Below are 16,206 nucleotides of genomic sequence, written 5' to 3'. Positions count from 1 at the left end.
AGGCAGGTTCAGGTACTGGCGCGTGGCCGTCCCGCCAGAAACCAGGCACCGAGAACTGCCATCGCCAGGAACCCACACAGCGGCAAATAAACGAGCCACTGATACGGGAGACCGGAAGGGTCGCCAGCCCCCCAGACAGACATCGCTCCAACGAAAACCAGCGAAGCCGACGAAGTAACGAAACCGGAATGCCAAACAACGAGCGATGGCCTCAATGCAGCCGACAGGCCAGCCCAAAGCAAATGCGGAACCGCGTAGAACAGATAGCCCCAGACCAGATGTGGAACAAGAAGCTCGCCTGAGAATGGCTCATAGCGCAGAGACATGAGAAGCGCCAACAGCGCAATCAACGCCGGGACGAGCAGGTGAGCCAACAGGTGCGCGCGCTTCATGGGTATCTTCAATCAACGGCTGGCAAGATCATAGGCAGCCCATGCTGATCCGATCTGCGAACGCTCGTGCGTTAGCGAGTCCAGCCAGCACTTTCTTTTGCGAGCAATTGTGGTTGGCCTTGTCATGCATTATGACTTTTCCACGCAGTATAAGTTTTGGGAATATCCAAAGTCTTCAACTTTTCCCATGCGATTCTTGCTTCCTCTCTGCCACCCTCATTGGCCGCGAGAAAATCAGTAATGAAATTGTTAAAGCGTGCAGACGGAATTTGTGGAAGCCTGCCTTCCTGAGTGCTTAACTTAACAAAGTGCTGTATTAGATCTCGATACGTAATTCTCTTACTCTTCTCTAGCTGCTCTTCACGCCAACGATTGGTCCAGTACCATACCCCGGATTTCTTGGGCAAATCAGGGGCAATCTTTTGAGCCTCACTCACAATGAATGACTTTGTCTTCTTGTTGCTAACGTAGTTTTCTATTGCCTGATCAAGCGCCAGAGTATCAGTCCCTTGAGATTTTAAACCCTTTGATTTCGAATTCTCAAATGGCACGCCACCTTGAATATGGCTTTTTACAATACTTTCCAGCTGGTCTTTTCTTAGCTTATTGCCGCCAGACACACCAATTTCTTTTGCAAATTGCTTTAACTCTGAAGCATACCAATAGCCAGCCTCAAACTCAGCGACTGTTTTGACGTGATGCAGATTCTTCCTGTGAGTCACGAGCTTTCCTTCGATGCATGACGCCTAGCTTACCTGACGAAAATCGCATCGCGGTTTTTGGTCAGGTGAAGCAACGTACTATGCATCCTTCTTGTCAGGAACCTCGGCAATAGAAATCCTATCCGGCAATCCAAGGTATTCATTTCCAGCGTTAATCGAAAACTGGAGAATTCGGGCTCCAAAGCAACTTCTCAGCGGCGAGACTGTGGTATAGAAACGAATAAAATCTGTGAGCCGTGTGTAGTTGGCCATGTTCTTTGTGGATGCCCATTGGTTTACAAGTTGGGAGAGTTGTTTCAAAAATAGATTATCAAATTTTTGCTGGACTTCCTTGCTTGCAAGACTATCCTTGAAGTTGCCTACAAATGTTAGTGGTAGTATGGGTTGATTCGCATTCCAGGATGTCGGTACGCGATACATAGTGAACCCAGTTTCCTTTAGTCCAAGATTCTCCTGATCCAGTTCAACCCAAGACCTTATTGTTTCTGCGATGGTTGATTTAGTTTTCTCTTCAACGAGGGATGCCACCGAAAAGCTTGCAATTGGTTCACCGAGATTAATAGTAACACTTTCGGCTTCAATCAATTGTGGAAAATATTCGTTAGCAGGAGACATCTCGAACACCAACGAAATATTTTTTATTACCCCTTTTGTTCTAAGCATTGAAAGCGCAAGCGTCTGATAAAGGTCGATCTGAAGCGATTTCTTATTTACCACACACACGAGGAATGGGTAGTTGTGAGAAAGAAGCCACTTGACGTCATCTTCTCCCGTGTATGTTATCGGATCTTTAGTGCTCTTGACCTGAACCAAATATTGATTCTCAACCAGAAACCGACGTCCGACCCTTCTGCCAAGAGTGCAGTACAAGTCAATTCCGGAATCTTCAGGGTGGGGAGCAGGAATTGACGTGCCGAACGTAGAGAGAGCGTATTGCGCTAAGTACTCTGATCGCGTTCCTTCATGTGCGTTCTTTGCGATTCCTCCGGCCACCTTTATCTCTCCTATCGCCTACTAGGTATAACGCCACGCATCAGCCGCGGCTTTGCCGTAGCGAAGCGGAGGCAAATACGTCGACTGGATACGATTGTTGGGCATCACTTATGGCGCCCAAACCACGATAACTGCTTAACCCTGACGGGCATTGCCTTGTTGTACACATCTGTGTAGCTCACAGAAATCGTCAAAGGTGCGAGGGCTGCCCGAACCGCTTCTCTACAAGCGGCGTAGTTCCGCTCCCCGTCATATTCCGTTAGCTCGAGAAGCACTATCTCGCTGCCCGGCTGTAGCGTTCTGTCTTTGAGTTCATGTGAAAAAGTGTTCCATGGCCGCCCTGCCGGTAATGGAGGCATCCACTCGACTACGCACGCCTTGAGGTCTGTTCCATCTGATACTTGCACGGCGGTGATGATCATTGGGCCAGTACCGTTGTTCCGTACTTTGACCCGCAAGCTATTTTCGTAGTCGGCAACGGTAACTTCCGCCAAAGGCCTGACAGATAGCTCGTTGTGCTTTTGCTGCGCGCTCATGGCCCGGAGCGCAATCCAGACAGAAATGCCTGAAACAACAAGCGCCAAGAATGCAGCTATGGCGCTGGCGAGCGCCCCGAACGCGTTAACTGCGTTCGCGTCAGTTTTGAGAAGAGCGATTAGCTCAGTCATGTCTTTGTGATGCCCAACGGCCAAGCTCAGCTGCCTGGCGCATTGGCGCGGGGCTTGCGCAAAAAAACCGCGTGAAAAGGCGACAGGGCCGTTGCAGCGTCATGTTAGGCGGCACCTGCGCTGCGTGTTTCGTGGTGCACTTGATGGACCGAGCCATTAGTTGACCGGCCCAGGCATCGGACTACCGAAACGCAAACTGTTTCCGTCCGGGTCGCGCACATAGACTTCGCGCATGCCCCAGCCCTGGTTCGTTGGTTTCATTTCGGTCACCAGGCCACGAGCCTTGAAACCTGCGTACATGGCATCGATGTCGTCGACGTAGCAATAGGTTGCGGTCCCCACCACCCCGTCACCGGCGAATGTGGACAGGTGCAACAGATTGCTGTCGAGTGACAGTCCAGCATAGTGCGGCCCACTTGCGCTCGCTGAGTAACCGAAGTCTTTAGCGAAACCCAATCCTTTGCAGTAGAAGTCGAGGGCCAACTCGATATCTGAGACGCGGATTATTGGAACGATATGCTTAGCAGTCACGGATCTTTTTCTCCACTCGGCCGAAACTCCTCGCGCTACGTTTCAGTGCCGTCTTACTTTGATTTAAACGGCAAAACGTCGGATACCCACAATGCTTGCCGTTAAACAAAGTCATGCGAGATCTAGAAAAGTCTTTTTAAATCAATCCTGTAGCGCATATTCATGTGCATTTGTACAGGTATAACAAAATCGACAAACCCGACGACCGACCGGCTCCTCCTTTTTGCCTGTGCCTGTGTCGGTGGCGGTGGCTTCGCGGCGCAGCGCAAGCTTGTGGAGCTTGAGCGCGCACGAAAGCGTCTTTGTCCTTGTTTATATGTTCGATGGTTCGAACGATTGTCTGGACTCAAGCCTATCGGCGACAGCCCGCCGTGTCCAGCATCGGGCCCGCACGCCCTGGCCACTTGTGCAGCCAGCGCCACAACCCGTGCCCTTCTGACACGCCGGGCAGTCACCGTGCGGTACGAGCGAGTTCCCAACACCCCGCGAAGCGCTTGCTAGTGCGCCAAAACCCGCTATAATCGTGGGCTTTGCTGGCAATACTCCGTCTGCCAATACTAGTTCACAGTGACGGAGATACCGCGATGACGAAGCCGGACTTGATCTTCCCGAGCCTCCTCTCACCGCACATTTGGAAAATCTTTACTCATGACCACCATCCGAGTTAAAGACAACGAGCCGTTTGACGTGGCTCTGCGTCGTTTCAAGCGAACCATCGAAAAGCTGGGCCTTCTGACCGAACTGCGCGCACGCGAGTTCTACGAGAAGCCAACGGCTGAGCGCAAGCGCAAGAAGGCTGCCGCCGTCAAGCGCCACTACAAGCGCGTGCGTTCGATGCAGCTGCCCAAGCGCATGTACTGATTGGTTGATCGATTGATTGATTAATCGGTAGTCTGCGCTTCGGTGTCGCACCGAAGAACAAGAAAAGCCCGCCCGGGACGCCGCGGCGGGCTTTTCTTTTTGTTCACCCCAACCCCGCAACAGCAAACGCTCGCTCCCTCGTCACTGCGCCTTCGCGGCGTCGCGCAGTGCCTTGGCCAGCACTGCCCGCAGCGGATGCTCTGCCCTGTACACCGGTGTGACCAGCGCCACGTGAAAAGGGATGCTCACTGTCAGCGGGCGCACCACCAGCGCTACCGAGGCCTGATCGGCAGCGGTGAGCGGGTTGACGATGCCCACCCCCACGCCATACCGAGCCATGGCACACACCGAGACGGCGCTGGGCGTTTCCACCCGAAGCTGGCGGGCCACGCCTGCTGAGGCAAACACCGAGTCGATCTGCTGGCGATAGGGGTCGCCCGGTGCCAGGCTGATGAAGGCCTCGCCGGCAAAATCTTCAGGTGCCAGCACCGGTTTGCGCGCCAATGCATGACCCGCCGGCAGGACACACACTTCGTCGGCCAGCACCAGGGTTTCCAGCGTGCAGGCAGCGGGTGCCTCGCGCCGCTCCGTCAGGCCAAGGTCAAAGCGCTGCTCGGACAGCTGGGACTCCAGCAGAGGTGACTCCAGCGGGTCAATGCTCACCGACGCCATGGGTTGCGACTGCGCGAAGCGCTGCAAGGCGGTGGGCAGCAACGCCTGCGCCAGCGCTGGCAAACACCCCACTTGCAAACGCCCTTGTGCATAGGAGCGCAGGGATTCGGCCGTCGCGGCAATGCGCTCCAGCCCCACGAATGAGCGCTCCACTTCGTCCATCAGCGCCAGTGCGCGGACGGTGGGTTTGAGCCGGCCTTTGACCCGTTCGAACAACACCATGCCCAACACCTGCTCCAGGCGTGCGAGCTCGCGGCTGACAGTGGGCTGGGAGGTGTGCAGCAGCTCTGCCGCACGCGTGACCTGGCCCGTCTGCATGACGGCGCGAAACAGCTCTATCTGGCGGTGCGTCAGCCGTGGGCCCTGGGTATTCATGGTTGTCCTGGATCATTCATATTCATATCGAATTTGAATGATCTCAACAAATCAAAGCATTTGCAAATATGGACTGAGTCGCCGACCATGGGCGTCATGACACAAGATCTGCGCTTTTCTCCTGAGCTGCTTCGCAGCCTCGCCCAGCAACACGGCACCCCACTGTGGGTGTATGACGCTCCCACCATTCGTGAGCGGGTGGCCAACCTCAAGGCTTTTGACACGGTGCGCTATGCGCAAAAAGCCAACTCCAATATCCACTTGCTGCGCCTGATGCGCGAGCAAGGCGTGGTGGTGGATGCCGTCTCTCGCGGCGAGATCCTGCGAGCGCTCAAAGCGGGCTACACCGCGGCGCCTGCGGCCTGCGGGGCTTCCGGCATCGTGTTCACGGCGGACGTGTTCGACCACGCCACCCTGGCCACGGTGGTGGAGCACGAGGTGCCGGTGAACGTTGGCTCGGTGGACATGCTGCATCAGTTGGGCAACGCCTCTCCTGGCCACCGCGTGTGGTTGCGCATCAACCCCGGCTTTGGCCACGGCCACAGCAACAAGACCAACACCGGTGGCGAACACAGCAAGCACGGCATCTGGCATACCGACCTGCCAGAAGCGCTGGCTGCCGTGCACGCGCACAAGCTGCACCTGGTGGGCCTGCACATGCACATTGGCTCTGGCGTGGACTACGGTCACCTGCAGCAGGTGTGCAGCGCCATGGTGGACCTGGTGAAGAACGCCGGCATCACGCTCGAAGCCATTTCCGCTGGCGGCGGCTTGTCCATTCCTTACCGCGACGACGACCCGCGCATTGACACCGAACACTACTTCGGCCTGTGGGACGCGGCACGCCGCGAGATCGCCAGCCACCTCGGCCGCGATGTGCACCTGGAACTGGAACCTGGCCGCTACCTGGTAGCCGAAGCCGGCGTGCTGGTGACGGAAGTGCGCGCCACCAAGCAAATGGGCAGCAACCGCTTCACGCTGGTGGACGCTGGCTTCAACGAGCTGATGCGCCCCTCCATGTACGGCGCCTACCACGCCATGAGCGTGTTGCCCGCTGGTACCGATGCAGGCAAGCGCCCCAGCACAACCGTGCCCACCGTGGTGGCCGGGCCATTGTGCGAATCAGGCGACGTGTTCACCCAGGGCGAAGGCGGCGTGGTGTTCACGCGTGAACTTCCCGAAGCGCAAGTGGGCGACCTGCTGGTGATTCACGACGCCGGCGCGTACGGCGCTTCCATGTCTAGCAACTACAACTCGCGGCCGCTGGCGGCGGAGGTGCTGGTGGATGGGGACTCTCATCGCCTGATTCGTCGGCGGCAGACGGTGGAAGAGTTGCTGAGGTTGGAAGAAGTTTGATGATTCTTCGTTGCACCTCAGGCGCGATCTGTGAAGATTGTTTGTAGCCTGCGGCGCCACGAAGGCTGATATGCAATGCCGGGGGCGCGGCGGGTCCGGGTTTCCCGGGTGGCAACGCGCCGTCCCCCAGTGGGGGAAGCTGCGCCAGCAGCGCTTGAGGCATTCGCTCTTGTTGCCTCAAACTGGACGTTGCTTCTTCCGTGCCTGCGGCGCTGTCTCGCGACGACCTCGCCCTCCCCCCTATCCCCCCAGCCCCCTTTCCACCCCGCCGGGCGGAAAGGGGGAGCTCTCATTTGGCTTCTGGTCTCCGACCCGGCTTCTACGGCTCGATGCGTCGCCACCGTGGTTGGGGTACCTGCATTTCGCTGAGGCTGTCGTAGATGCCTCGGCGTTTGTCCTCGCTCCCACGGCGCCCAGCTGAATTTGCCGCTGCGCGGCTTGTCAGATGGGCGCTTGCTTCACGCGTTGCCAATCTCGTTGGCCTGCAATGTCTCGTTCGCAGGCAACCGGCGAGCCGCGCAGCGGCAATGCCGGTTAACTGCCGTGGGCGCACCAAGGACAGGCGAAGTCTCTACAACTACACCTCGTACCCAAAGCCGCCTCGAGTGGGGCGGCGCGGTCAAGCCAAGGGTGCGGCGGATCCGGGTTTCCCGGTCCGCATCGCGCCGCCCCATTGAGGGGGACGCGCAAAGCGCGGCGGGGGTGCATTTCTCTATCGCCCCGGCGGGGTGGAAAGGGGGTTGGGGGGATAGGGGGGGGAGGAAAGAGCGTTTGAGCTGAGAGACTTGGTGCTTCGCCCAAAGCAGCCTCCAGCAAGCTGGCGCCGCCAAACCAAGGGCGCGGCGGATCCGGGTTTCCCGGTCCGCATCGCGCCGCCCCATTGAGGGGGACGCGCAAAGCGCGGCGGGGGTGCGTCCCTTACTTTGTCTTCTTCCTCTTCACAATCAGGTTCCGCCTCGCATCGCCCGCAATGGCAAATGTAATGACGCCGTCTCTGACCTTACCCAGCACCAGCATGTCTTCGGTCAGGGCGTCCTTGTCTTCCTCTGAGAAGGGGCGCTCGTAAGTGGCGACAACGCCGTAGTAGGTACGTGGAATGTTCTCCAGCGCCTGCTTGACGGACGGGCCGGTGAATTTTCCGCTTCTGATGGTGAACAGCGCATAGGTCAGCAGGTAGGCCGCGTCATAGGCTTGTGCTGCGGCCATGGGCACCGGGATCTTCTCCTGGTAGGCGCGTGAATAGGCCGTCAGAAAGGCAGCCCGGCGCTCGTTGCTGGGCTCGGCAATGAATGTCTGCGCCATGAGAGCGCCCTCTGCGGCAGCACCGGCCCCCTTGATGAAGAACGGAAACGACAACGGCCATGCGCCCACTTGTGGCACTTTCCAGTTCAGCGCTTCGCGCCCTTTGGCAATGGTGGCGTTTTCCGGGCCCACCGTGTAGCTGAAGATGGCGTTGGCGCCTGCCGCTCGTGCTGCCTGCAGCTCGGCCGTCAGGTCCTTCACGCCCAACGGAAAGCGGGCCACATGCACCGGTTTGAGCTTGCGCGCTTCCAGTGCAGCCACCACATCACGCAAGCCGGCATCACCATAGCCGGTCTCGTCTGCAAAGATGGCCACTTTGGTCCAGCCCTGCTTGACCAGGTGCCCCACCACGAAGGGGGCCTGGATGGCATCGCGTGCCGAGGTTCTGAAGATGTAGCTTTCCTGTGCCGGGAAAGTGGCGGTGATGGGTGTGCCCGTGGCGCAGGGAACGATCAGGGGGATCTGCGCGTCCTGAAACGTCTTGATCGACTTGAGCGCATTGCCGGTATTGCAAAACCCGATGGTGGCCACCACCCCTTGCTTGACCAGCTCTTCAGATGCGGCCAGGGCAACATCCGGCTTGCCCTGGTCATCCATCTTCACCAGCTCGAACGGACGCCCCAGAAAGCCGCCGACCGAGTTGATCTCGCCAAATGCCAGCTCCACGCCCTTGAGCATGGGTTGGCCGAAGTCAGACGATGGCCCGGTGAAAGGGCCAATGACGCCGATCTTGACCGGCTCCATGGCGCTGCTGCCCTGAGCCAGCCCGATCGAGGGCAACAGAGCAGCCCCCAGCATTGCCAGGGAAGAGACCAGTGGTTTGATGACCTTTGTTGAGAAGGCAGACGGCATGTTGTCGCTCCAGACCTTGTTTCCATTTGTGACAAACAGAGTCTAGGCGGCGACACCTTTCGCGTATCTTGCGGTTTCCCCTCGGGAAGCCGGCAAACGTCAGTCAAACGTCAGATCCTGCACGCTTTTGCTATCGGGTTTTTTCCTTCACTGCCTTCTGCTTCTCGATTCTTCTGTGGCTTGGCCCGTCTGTCTGGCCTGCGCTGGATCAACCAGCCAGTGCTGCCTTGACTGCAGCCGAAACCTGCGCCATGTCGGCCTTGCCCGCCAGGCGCGCCTTGGCAGCCCCCATGACCTTGCCCATGTCGCCCATGCCACTGGCACCCACTTCCACCACGATGGCTGAGACGGCAGCGATCACCTCGTCAGCCGTCATGCGCTCGGGCAGGTAGGCCGACAGCACTGCCAGCTCCCCTTTCTCCTTGTCCGCCAGATCTTGCCGGTCAGCCTTCTCAAACGCCTCAATCGAGTCCTTGCGTTGCTTGACCAGCTTGTCCAGCACACCCACCACGGCGGCATCGTCCAGCTCGATCTGCTCATCCACTTCCTTTTGCTTGATAGCGGCCAGCAACAAACGAATCGTCGCCAGACGCTCCATCTCTTTGGCACGCATGGCGGATTTCAAGTCTTCGGTGATTTGGTTCTTCAGGCTCATGATGAAGTGTTCTCGCTGAAAAGGTAGATAGAGATTTCTTTGGAAGGAGTGAGAGGGATTTTCGCTGATGCTGGAGGAGTCCATCTTCCTTCGTCTCGCTTCTTCATCTGGCTCTTCATTCCGACTTTTTCCCTTGCCCCCTTAACCCGCTTTCCGCATCGCAGTGCTGAACGTGCCCCCCTCAAGCGGACGGTTTGGGACAAAGCATGGTGCTTCTAAGGCGTACATGCAAGGCGGAGGGTGCGGCATAACCGACTTGCCCGGACGGCGACGTGCGGTCCCTCAGTGGAGGAAGCTGCGCCAGCAGCGCTGGAGGCATTCGCTCTTATTGCCTCAAACAGGACGTTGTTTCTTCTGCGCCTGCGGCGTTGTCTGGCGACGACCTCGCCCTTCCCCCCTATCCCCCCAACCCCCTTTCCACCCCGCTGGGCGGAAAGGGGGAGCTCACATTTGGCTTCTGGTTTCTGGCTGCGCTTCTACGGCTCGATGCGTCGCCACTGTGGTTGGTGGAACATGCATATCTCTGAGGCTGTCGTAGGAGCCTCGGGCGTGGTCTTCACGCCCACGGCGCCCAGCTGACTTTGCCGCTTTGCGGCTTGTCAGTTGTGCGCTTGCTTCACGCGTTGCCAATCTCGTTGGCCTGAGTTGTCTCGCCCGCAGGCAACCGGCGAGCCGCGCAGCGGCAATGCTGATTGGCTGTCGTGGGCACAGCAAGGTCAGGCGAAGTACTTTCAACAGTGGATTCGCCCAAAGCCGCCTCAAGTGGGGCGGCGCGGTCAAACCAAGGGCGCGGCGGATCCGGGTTTCCCGGTCCGCATCGCGCCGCCCCCTTGAGGGGGTCGCGCGAAGCGCGGCGGGGGTGTGCTCCATCACCGCCCGGCGGGGTGGAAAGGGGGTTGGGGGGATAGGGGGGGAAAGAAGAGAAGAAGAGAAAGCAGAATGGCTGGAAGAAACCAAGAGCCGTAGGCATCCATTTCAATCCAAACCCAGGTTGCCACCGGTCCGGGTTCCCCGGCCGGTAGGCAACGTCCCCCAGTGGGGGACGGCGCGCAGCGCCGCAGGGGGCGTCCTATCAGCTCCCAGCAACCTTCATCTTCTCCACCAAAATCGACCCCGTCGTCTTGGCGCCAAAGTTGTACGCATCCGCGCCCACAGCGGCAATGCCCATGAACATGTCTTTCAGATTGCCGGCAATGGTGATTTCATGCACGGGATACGCAATTTCGCCGTTCTCGACCCAGAAACCGGAAGCGCCGCGTGAGTAGTCGCCAGTGACGTAGTTGACGCCCTGCCCCATCAGTTCGGTCACGAACAGGCCCCGGCCCATTTTGCGGAACATACCCGCCAGATCGTCACGTTTGTCAGTCAATCGGCTGGTCAGGGTCAGGTTGTGTGAGCCACCGGCGTTGCCCGTGGTGCGCATGCCCAGCTTGCGGGCCGAGTAGGTAGACAGGAAATACCCCTGCACCACCCCGGCGTCCAGCACCTTGCGCTTCTGGGTCTTGACACCTTCATCGTCAAATGGCGAGCTGCCTTTGCCGCCTTTGATGAACGGGTCTTCCACAATGTCCAGATGCCCCGCCATCACGGTCTGGCCCAGGCTTTCGTTCAGAAAGGAGGTCTTGCGGTAGAGCGCACCGCCGCTGGTGGCCTGCACATAGGCACCCAGCAGGCCGGCCGCGAGAGGCGCATCAAACAGCACCGGGCATTCGGTCGTGGCAATCTTGCGGCCGCCCAGGCGGGCCAGGGTCCGCTCTGCTGCATAGCGGCCCACCACAGCCGGGCTGGCCATGTCGCGCGGGGAACGCTGCGAGGTGTACCAGTAGTCGCGCTGCATGTGCTCGCCTTCGCCGGCAATCGGCGCCACGGACAGGCTGTGGCGCGAGCTGGCGTAGCCGCCGCTGAAGATGCCTCTCTTGCCCCGCTCGCCACCGCGCATGTGGGCGGCAAAGAAGTGCGACTGCTGGGCCGAAACGCCGGCGCCCTCGCTGTTGGAGATCAACGGGCAGGTGGCAAACGCTGCCGCCTCGCACTCCAGGGCCAGCTGCAGCGCCTCGTCAGACGAAATGCTCCAGGGATGAAACAGGTCCAGATCCTTGTAGGTGTTGGCCACGTCTGCCGGGTCGGGCAGACCGGCGACCGGATCTTCTGCGGTGAAGCGGGCGATGTCGTATGCAGCCTGCACCGTGCGCTCGATCGCCTGCCGCGAGAAGTCAGACGTGGAGGCATTGCCCCGGCGCGAGCCCAGGTAAACCGTCACACCCAGAGATTTGTCGCGGTTGCGCTCCACGTTCTCCAGCTCGCCCTTGCGTACCGAAACGCTCAGACCGGCCCCTTCCGAGACCTCCGCCCCAGCGTCGGCAGCACCCAGTTTTTTGGCGTGTTTGAGCGCTCGATCGACCACTTCTTCGAACTGGTGGCGCGAGTACTGGAACCCTTCGAGGGGTTTGCGGGAGGATTTGGCAGGTTTATTCATGGTGAGGGCTATGATAATGGCCGCCCTTCAAAAGGTTATTCATGGCGCGTAAATCCACAAAAGGTTATTTCGTTCGGGGTCATTTCGTGGCCGCGGGAAGTGAGCTCGACCAGGAGCTCAAACAGGAACTCAAAGGCACAGATGGCCTGAGCAAAACGGATCTGAAGAAGCTCAGCGACCGCCTGCAGGCCCTGGGTGAGGACTTGCTCACCCTGCGCAGTGACCTGATGAAGCGGCTGCGCGAGCAGCACGACATTCCCGAAAAGCTGATCGATGCGCTGACCGAAGCCAAGCGCATCACCAACTTCGAGGGCAAGCGCCGCCAGATGCAGTACATCGGCAAGCTCATGCGCCGGCTCGACCCTGCCATCATCGAAGCGGCCGAAGCAGCTCTCGAAGAGCAGCGCAAGCCCTCCGCCAAGGAAACCATGGCACTGCACCAGGCCGAGCAGTGGCGCGACAAGCTGATTGACAGCGACGACGCCATGACCGCCTGGCTGGAGCGCTTCCCCGAGACCGAGGTGCAGCACCTGCGCGCACTGGTTCGCCAGGCCCGCAAGGACGCCAAAGCCACGGCCAGTCAGGAACGCCCGGGCGAAGCCGTCCGTCACGCCAAGGCCTACCGCGAGATTTTCCAGCTGGTCAAAGCAGCGTTCAAACAACAAGCGGCAGATGTGGATGGTGACGATAACGAAGCAGAGAGCGGCGACGACGCTGCCGACATGGACAACCGAGACTGAAGCGAACGAAAGCCTGACATGAGCGAAGCATCCAAGACCGAGAGCAACAACAGCAGCAACAACAACACGTCCACCACCTACGACAACATCCGCATTGGCATCGTCTCCGTCTCTGACCGCGCCAGCACCGGCGTCTATGAAGACAAGGGCCTGCCTGCGTTGAAGGAATGGCTGGGCAAGGCCCTGCACAACCCCATCACCTTTGAGGAGCGCCTGATTCCGGACGAGCAGGACGGCATCAGCCAAACCCTGATCGAGCTGGTGAACGCTGGCTGCTCTCTGGTGCTCACCACCGGCGGCACCGGCCCGGCCAAGCGAGACGTCACCCCGGAAGCCACGCTGGCGGTTGCCCACAAGGAGATGCCGGGCTTCGGCGAACAGATGCGCCAGATCAGCCTGGCCTTTGTGCCCACCGCCATCCTCTCGCGCCAGGTGGCCGTGATCCGTGACGAAAGCCTGATCATCAACCTGCCCGGCCAGCCCAAGGCCATCGCCGAGACGCTCGAAGGGCTGAAGGACGCCGAAGGCAACCAGAAAGTCAAAGGCATCTTCGCCGCCGTGCCCTATTGCGTGGACTTGATCGGCGGCCCGTACATCGCCACCCGCGACGAAGTCTGCAAGGCATTCCGTCCGAAGAAGAAGTGATGGGCACTCAACAAGCCCACAACATGGCAGCCATTCACTGACAAGACCAATCATGAAAATCGAAAAGAACACCGTTGTCACCCTCACCTTCCGCGCCAGCGATGCCCAAGGCAAATTGCTGGAAGACGGCAAGACCCCGCGCAGCTATTTGCATGGCGGCTATGGCAACACGCTGGTGGGCATCGAGAACGCCCTCGAAGGCCAGGAAGCGGGCTACCAGACCACGGTGACGCTGGCCCCGGCCGACGCCTTCGGCGAGCGTGACGAAGAGCTGGTGACCACCATCCCCAAAAGCCAGTTCCCGCCCGGCGTCAAAAAAGGCGGCCAGCTCCAGGGCCGCGACAACGACGGCAACGAGCAAGTCTTCACCGTGATGAAGATCAAGGGCGACACCGTGCACCTCGATGGCAACCACCCCCTGGCCGGCCAGTCGCTGATGTTTCAGCTCAAGGTGCTGGAAGTGCGGGCGGCCAGTGACGAGGAAGTGGCGCATGGGCATGCGCATGGTGAGCACGGGCATCATCACTGAAATCAGCTCACCCCCGCCGCGCTGCGCGCGTCCCCCTCAAGGGGGCGGCGCGATGCGGACCGGGAAACCCGGATCCGCCGCGCCCTTGGCTTGACCGCGCCGCCCCACTCGAGGCGGCTTTGGGTACGAGGTGCAGTCGTAGAGACTTCGCCTGCCCTAGGTGTGCCCAAGGCAGCCTGCCAACCTTTCAGCTTCGCGGCTCGTTGGCACGCTGCTGGCGAGACACTTCTGGCCAACGAGTCTGGCACGCGCGAAGCAAGCGCCCAACTGACAAGCCGCGCAGCGGCAACGTCAGCTGGGCGCCGTGGGAGCGAAGGCCAAGGTCGATGCCTCTACGACAGCTTTGGAGAAACCTCTGTACCCCAAGCCACAGTGGCGACGGTTCGAGCCGTAGAAGCCGAGTCGGAGACCAGAAGCCAAATGAGAGCTCCCCCTTTCCGCCCGGCGGGGTGGAAAGGGGGCTGGGGGGATAGGGGGGAAAGAAGAGAAGAAGAGAAAGCAGAACGGCAGGAAGAAACTACGAGCCTTAAGCAACCAAACCGCGCCAGGTTGCCACCAGTCCGGGTTTCCCGGCCGGTAGGTAACGTCCCCCAGTGGGGGAAGCCGCGCAGCGGCGCAGGGGGCGTCAGATCCTTCGGCGCAGGGGGCGTCCTACTTCCCTACCAGCTGATTGAGCTTCTCAGCCTCGAAATGCTCTTCCTTCGCGGCGTCGTCCGGCACACAGTCACCTTTTTGCGCGCAAGCGAGCTTCTCGATCGCGCTCCACAGCAGCGCAATCTGGTGCTCCTGGCTGGCGGTGCTGTCGATCAGGCCGCGCATGGCCTGCGAAAGCGGGTCGTCTTCCTGCGTGATGCCGTAGGCCTGGAACTTGGGTTTTTCGTCGCTGGTGACGTCGGCGCTCTCACCCTGCTTGGAAGGGATGATGCGGGCAGGAATGCCTACCGCTGTGGCACCGGCTGGCACAGGTTTGATCACCACGGCATTGCTGCCGATCTTGGCGCCGTCGCCCACTTCAAACCCGCCCAGCACCTTGGCACCGGCCGAGACCACCACGTCCTTGCCGAGCGTGGGGTGGCGCTTGGTGCCTTTGTAGAGCGAGGTACCGCCCAGGGTCACGCCTTGGTAGATCGTGCAGCCGTCACCGATCTCGGCCGTTTCGCCCACCACGGTGCCCATGGCGTGGTCGAAGAACACGCGTTCGCCGATGGTGGCGCCCGGATGGATCTCGATGCCTGTGAGCCAGCGCGTCATGTGCGAAATGAACCGCCCCAGCCACTTCAGGCCGTTGTTCCAGCACCAGTGCGCAGGCCGGTGCAGCCAGACAGCGTGCAGGCCCGGGTAACAGGTGACGACTTCCCATGTACTGCGAGCAGCCGGGTCGCGCTCAAGAACACACTGGATGTCGGAACGGAGTCGGTCAAACATGACGAAAGATGGGCTTCCCTAAAGTGAACTGGCGAATGCAGGGGGCTGTCAACCCTGCCTCGCACCACCGGCAACTGCCATGGCGCGTCAGCACAGTCTAGCGCTTTGCCTTGTCTGCGGTGCGAAGCATGGCTTTGGCAACACCACGAAGAATGTGGATTTCCTCATCGGTGGGGTCGGCACGGTTGAACAACTGGTTCAGACGCGGCATCAGCTTCTTGGGAGCCGCCGGGTCCAGAAAATCCACCGCCACCAGTGCCTGTTCCAGGTGATCGAGCATGCCGGAGACCGACCTGGCGTCGGCGGGTGCCTGCTCATCAGTGGCCGGCGCCAGCGGGAAGCTGCCCAGCGCCTCGCGCCAGTCGTAGGCAATGAGCTGCACCGCCGCCGCCAGATTCAGCGAGCCAAAACCGGGGTTGGTCGGGATGCTCAAGCATGCATGACAGCGGTACACGTCCTCGTTTTTCATGCCAAAGCGTTCCGATCCGAACAGAAATCCCACGCCTTGTGGCCGGGCACCCTGCTCTTCGCTGGCAGCTCCGCCACCGAGCAACTGAGAGAAGTGTGCACGGGGCGCCAGCGTGGGCGGACCGAAGTCTCGTGGCGTCATGGCCGTGGCGCACAGGTGCGAGATGCCGTCCAGCGCCTCATCCAGCGTCTCCACGATGCGTGCCTTGTCCAGCACATCGTTGGCGCCACTGGCCCGCTGAATGGTCTCTTCCCGCCGCAACACGTTGGCCCAGCGTGGCTTCACCAGGACCAGATCATCGAAGCCCATCACTTTCAGGGCGCGGGCAGCCCCACCCACATTGCCGGCATGGCTGGTTTCGATGAGGATGAATCGGGTCAGCATGAAAAAATCTCGAAATAGGTCGAACCATCGTCGGGCGGCGGTTCAAAAGTCACACCCGGGCAGCCTGAAAAAAGCCCAATTGCCCGGAGATCCGCTGAAATCCACCGCAAAAGCCAGTCTGCCCGTAAAATCACCCTATTGTCGCCGCCCTGCATCGCC

16 protein-coding genes are annotated in these 16,206 nt (G+C 59.9%); 5 read left to right on the top strand and 11 right to left on the bottom strand.

Annotated features, from left to right (window positions below; translation table 11 throughout):
- Window positions 1–8 precede the first annotated feature (8 nt).
- From ABWV89_RS09215 to ABWV89_RS09195, 5 genes are all read right to left on the bottom strand, one after another.
- A complete protein-coding gene (locus ABWV89_RS09215) occupies window positions 9–392 on the bottom strand; it encodes a hypothetical protein (RefSeq protein WP_353395969.1) in 384 nt (127 codons plus the stop codon).
- Between the two features lie 122 nt (window positions 393–514).
- Window positions 515–1,114, bottom strand: a complete 600-nt coding sequence (locus tag ABWV89_RS09210; RefSeq protein WP_353395968.1) for a hypothetical protein — start codon at window positions 1,112–1,114, stop codon at window positions 515–517.
- Between the two features lie 78 nt (window positions 1,115–1,192).
- Complete coding sequence (locus ABWV89_RS09205; protein ID WP_353395967.1) at window positions 1,193–2,107, bottom strand: DUF4365 domain-containing protein; 915 nt, start codon at window positions 2,105–2,107, stop codon at window positions 1,193–1,195.
- A 104-nt stretch (window positions 2,108–2,211) separates the two neighbouring features.
- Window positions 2,212–2,775 carry a DUF8453 domain-containing protein gene (locus ABWV89_RS09200; protein ID WP_353395966.1) on the bottom strand — a complete coding sequence of 188 codons (564 nt, stop codon included), beginning with the start codon at window positions 2,773–2,775 and terminating at the stop codon, window positions 2,212–2,214.
- A gap of 156 nt (window positions 2,776–2,931) precedes the next feature.
- A complete protein-coding gene (locus tag ABWV89_RS09195; protein WP_353395965.1) occupies window positions 2,932–3,306 on the bottom strand; it encodes a bleomycin resistance protein in 375 nt (124 codons plus the stop codon).
- Between the two features lie 648 nt (window positions 3,307–3,954).
- Here ABWV89_RS09195 and rpsU point away from each other — a divergent pair.
- A complete protein-coding gene (rpsU, locus tag ABWV89_RS09190; RefSeq protein ID WP_353395964.1) occupies window positions 3,955–4,167 on the top strand; it encodes a 30S ribosomal protein S21 in 213 nt (70 codons plus the stop codon).
- Window positions 4,168–4,308: 141 nt separating this feature from the next.
- On the opposite strand, the gene ABWV89_RS09185 is transcribed toward rpsU, so the two are convergent.
- Window positions 4,309–5,214 carry a LysR family transcriptional regulator gene (locus tag ABWV89_RS09185; RefSeq protein ID WP_353395963.1) on the bottom strand — a complete coding sequence of 302 codons (906 nt, stop codon included), beginning with the start codon at window positions 5,212–5,214 and terminating at the stop codon, window positions 4,309–4,311.
- 96 nt (window positions 5,215–5,310) lie between these two features.
- Between ABWV89_RS09185 and lysA the strand changes: the two genes are divergently transcribed.
- Window positions 5,311–6,570 carry a diaminopimelate decarboxylase gene (gene lysA, locus ABWV89_RS09180; RefSeq protein ID WP_353395962.1) on the top strand — a complete coding sequence of 420 codons (1,260 nt, stop codon included), beginning with the start codon at window positions 5,311–5,313 and terminating at the stop codon, window positions 6,568–6,570.
- Window positions 6,571–7,488: 918 nt separating this feature from the next.
- Here lysA and ABWV89_RS09175 read toward each other — a convergent pair.
- From ABWV89_RS09175 to pmbA, 3 genes are all read right to left on the bottom strand, one after another.
- A complete protein-coding gene (locus tag ABWV89_RS09175; RefSeq protein WP_502903181.1) occupies window positions 7,489–8,724 on the bottom strand; it encodes an ABC transporter substrate-binding protein in 1,236 nt (411 codons plus the stop codon).
- Window positions 8,725–8,932: 208 nt separating this feature from the next.
- On the bottom strand, window positions 8,933–9,379 hold the full coding sequence (locus tag ABWV89_RS09170; protein WP_353395961.1) for a GatB/YqeY domain-containing protein: 447 nt from the start codon (window positions 9,377–9,379) through the stop codon (window positions 8,933–8,935).
- Window positions 9,380–10,451: 1,072 nt separating this feature from the next.
- Window positions 10,452–11,855 carry a metalloprotease PmbA gene (gene pmbA, locus ABWV89_RS09165; RefSeq protein WP_353395960.1) on the bottom strand — a complete coding sequence of 468 codons (1,404 nt, stop codon included), beginning with the start codon at window positions 11,853–11,855 and terminating at the stop codon, window positions 10,452–10,454.
- Between the two features lie 41 nt (window positions 11,856–11,896).
- Here pmbA and yjgA point away from each other — a divergent pair, with 41 nt between their 5' ends.
- The 3 genes from yjgA to ABWV89_RS09150 are packed head-to-tail and all read left to right on the top strand — an operon-like array spanning window position 11,897 to window position 13,769.
- Window positions 11,897–12,595: a ribosome biogenesis factor YjgA gene (gene yjgA / locus ABWV89_RS09160; RefSeq protein WP_353395959.1), complete on the top strand. Its 699-nt coding sequence runs from the start codon at window positions 11,897–11,899 to the stop codon at window positions 12,593–12,595.
- A gap of 18 nt (window positions 12,596–12,613) precedes the next feature.
- Window positions 12,614–13,240 carry a molybdopterin adenylyltransferase gene (gene mog / locus ABWV89_RS09155; protein WP_353395958.1) on the top strand — a complete coding sequence of 209 codons (627 nt, stop codon included), beginning with the start codon at window positions 12,614–12,616 and terminating at the stop codon, window positions 13,238–13,240.
- Between the two features lie 52 nt (window positions 13,241–13,292).
- Window positions 13,293–13,769 carry an FKBP-type peptidyl-prolyl cis-trans isomerase gene (locus ABWV89_RS09150; protein ID WP_353395957.1) on the top strand — a complete coding sequence of 159 codons (477 nt, stop codon included), beginning with the start codon at window positions 13,293–13,295 and terminating at the stop codon, window positions 13,767–13,769.
- A gap of 651 nt (window positions 13,770–14,420) precedes the next feature.
- Here ABWV89_RS09150 and cysE read toward each other — a convergent pair.
- Together cysE and ABWV89_RS09140 are read right to left on the bottom strand one after the other, a co-directional pair.
- Entirely contained in the window at window positions 14,421–15,194 is a 774-nt protein-coding gene (cysE, locus tag ABWV89_RS09145) for a serine O-acetyltransferase (protein WP_353395956.1), read from the bottom strand.
- Between the two features lie 97 nt (window positions 15,195–15,291).
- Window positions 15,292–16,047 (bottom strand): RNA methyltransferase, encoded by a 756-nt coding sequence (locus tag ABWV89_RS09140; protein ID WP_353395955.1) that lies wholly within the window; start codon window positions 16,045–16,047, stop codon window positions 15,292–15,294.
- Window positions 16,048–16,206: the final 159 nt, after the last annotated feature.

The sequence above is a fragment of the Hydrogenophaga sp. 5NK40-0174 genome, from assembly GCF_040372165.1.
GTDB lineage: Bacteria > Pseudomonadota > Gammaproteobacteria > Burkholderiales > Burkholderiaceae_C > Hydrogenophaga.
The sequence above is the reverse complement of the archived record's forward strand: the minus strand, read 5'-3'. Positions and strand labels throughout refer to the sequence as shown.

Excerpts from the sequence above, each read along its gene's own strand:
- mog (WP_353395958.1), top strand. The coding sequence starts at position 12,614 with ATGAGCGAAGCATCCAAGACCGAGAGCAACAACAGCAGCAACAACAAC.
- rpsU (WP_353395964.1), top strand. The coding sequence starts at position 3,955 with ATGACCACCATCCGAGTTAAAGACAACGAGCCGTTTGACGTGGCTCTG.
- ABWV89_RS09170 (WP_353395961.1), bottom strand. The coding sequence starts at position 9,379 with ATGAGCCTGAAGAACCAAATCACCGAAGACTTGAAATCCGCCATGCGT.
- ABWV89_RS09140 (WP_353395955.1), bottom strand. The coding sequence starts at position 16,047 with ATGCTGACCCGATTCATCCTCATCGAAACCAGCCATGCCGGCAATGTG.
- ABWV89_RS09215 (WP_353395969.1), bottom strand. The coding sequence starts at position 392 with ATGAAGCGCGCGCACCTGTTGGCTCACCTGCTCGTCCCGGCGTTGATT.
- cysE (WP_353395956.1), bottom strand. The coding sequence starts at position 15,194 with ATGTTTGACCGACTCCGTTCCGACATCCAGTGTGTTCTTGAGCGCGAC.
- yjgA (WP_353395959.1), top strand. The coding sequence starts at position 11,897 with ATGGCGCGTAAATCCACAAAAGGTTATTTCGTTCGGGGTCATTTCGTG.
- ABWV89_RS09175 (WP_502903181.1), bottom strand. The coding sequence starts at position 8,724 with ATGCCGTCTGCCTTCTCAACAAAGGTCATCAAACCACTGGTCTCTTCC.
- ABWV89_RS09200 (WP_353395966.1), bottom strand. The coding sequence starts at position 2,775 with ATGACTGAGCTAATCGCTCTTCTCAAAACTGACGCGAACGCAGTTAAC.
- ABWV89_RS09150 (WP_353395957.1), top strand. The coding sequence starts at position 13,293 with ATGAAAATCGAAAAGAACACCGTTGTCACCCTCACCTTCCGCGCCAGC.
- lysA (WP_353395962.1), top strand. The coding sequence starts at position 5,311 with ATGACACAAGATCTGCGCTTTTCTCCTGAGCTGCTTCGCAGCCTCGCC.
- pmbA (WP_353395960.1), bottom strand. The coding sequence starts at position 11,855 with ATGAATAAACCTGCCAAATCCTCCCGCAAACCCCTCGAAGGGTTCCAG.
- ABWV89_RS09185 (WP_353395963.1), bottom strand. The coding sequence starts at position 5,214 with ATGAATACCCAGGGCCCACGGCTGACGCACCGCCAGATAGAGCTGTTT.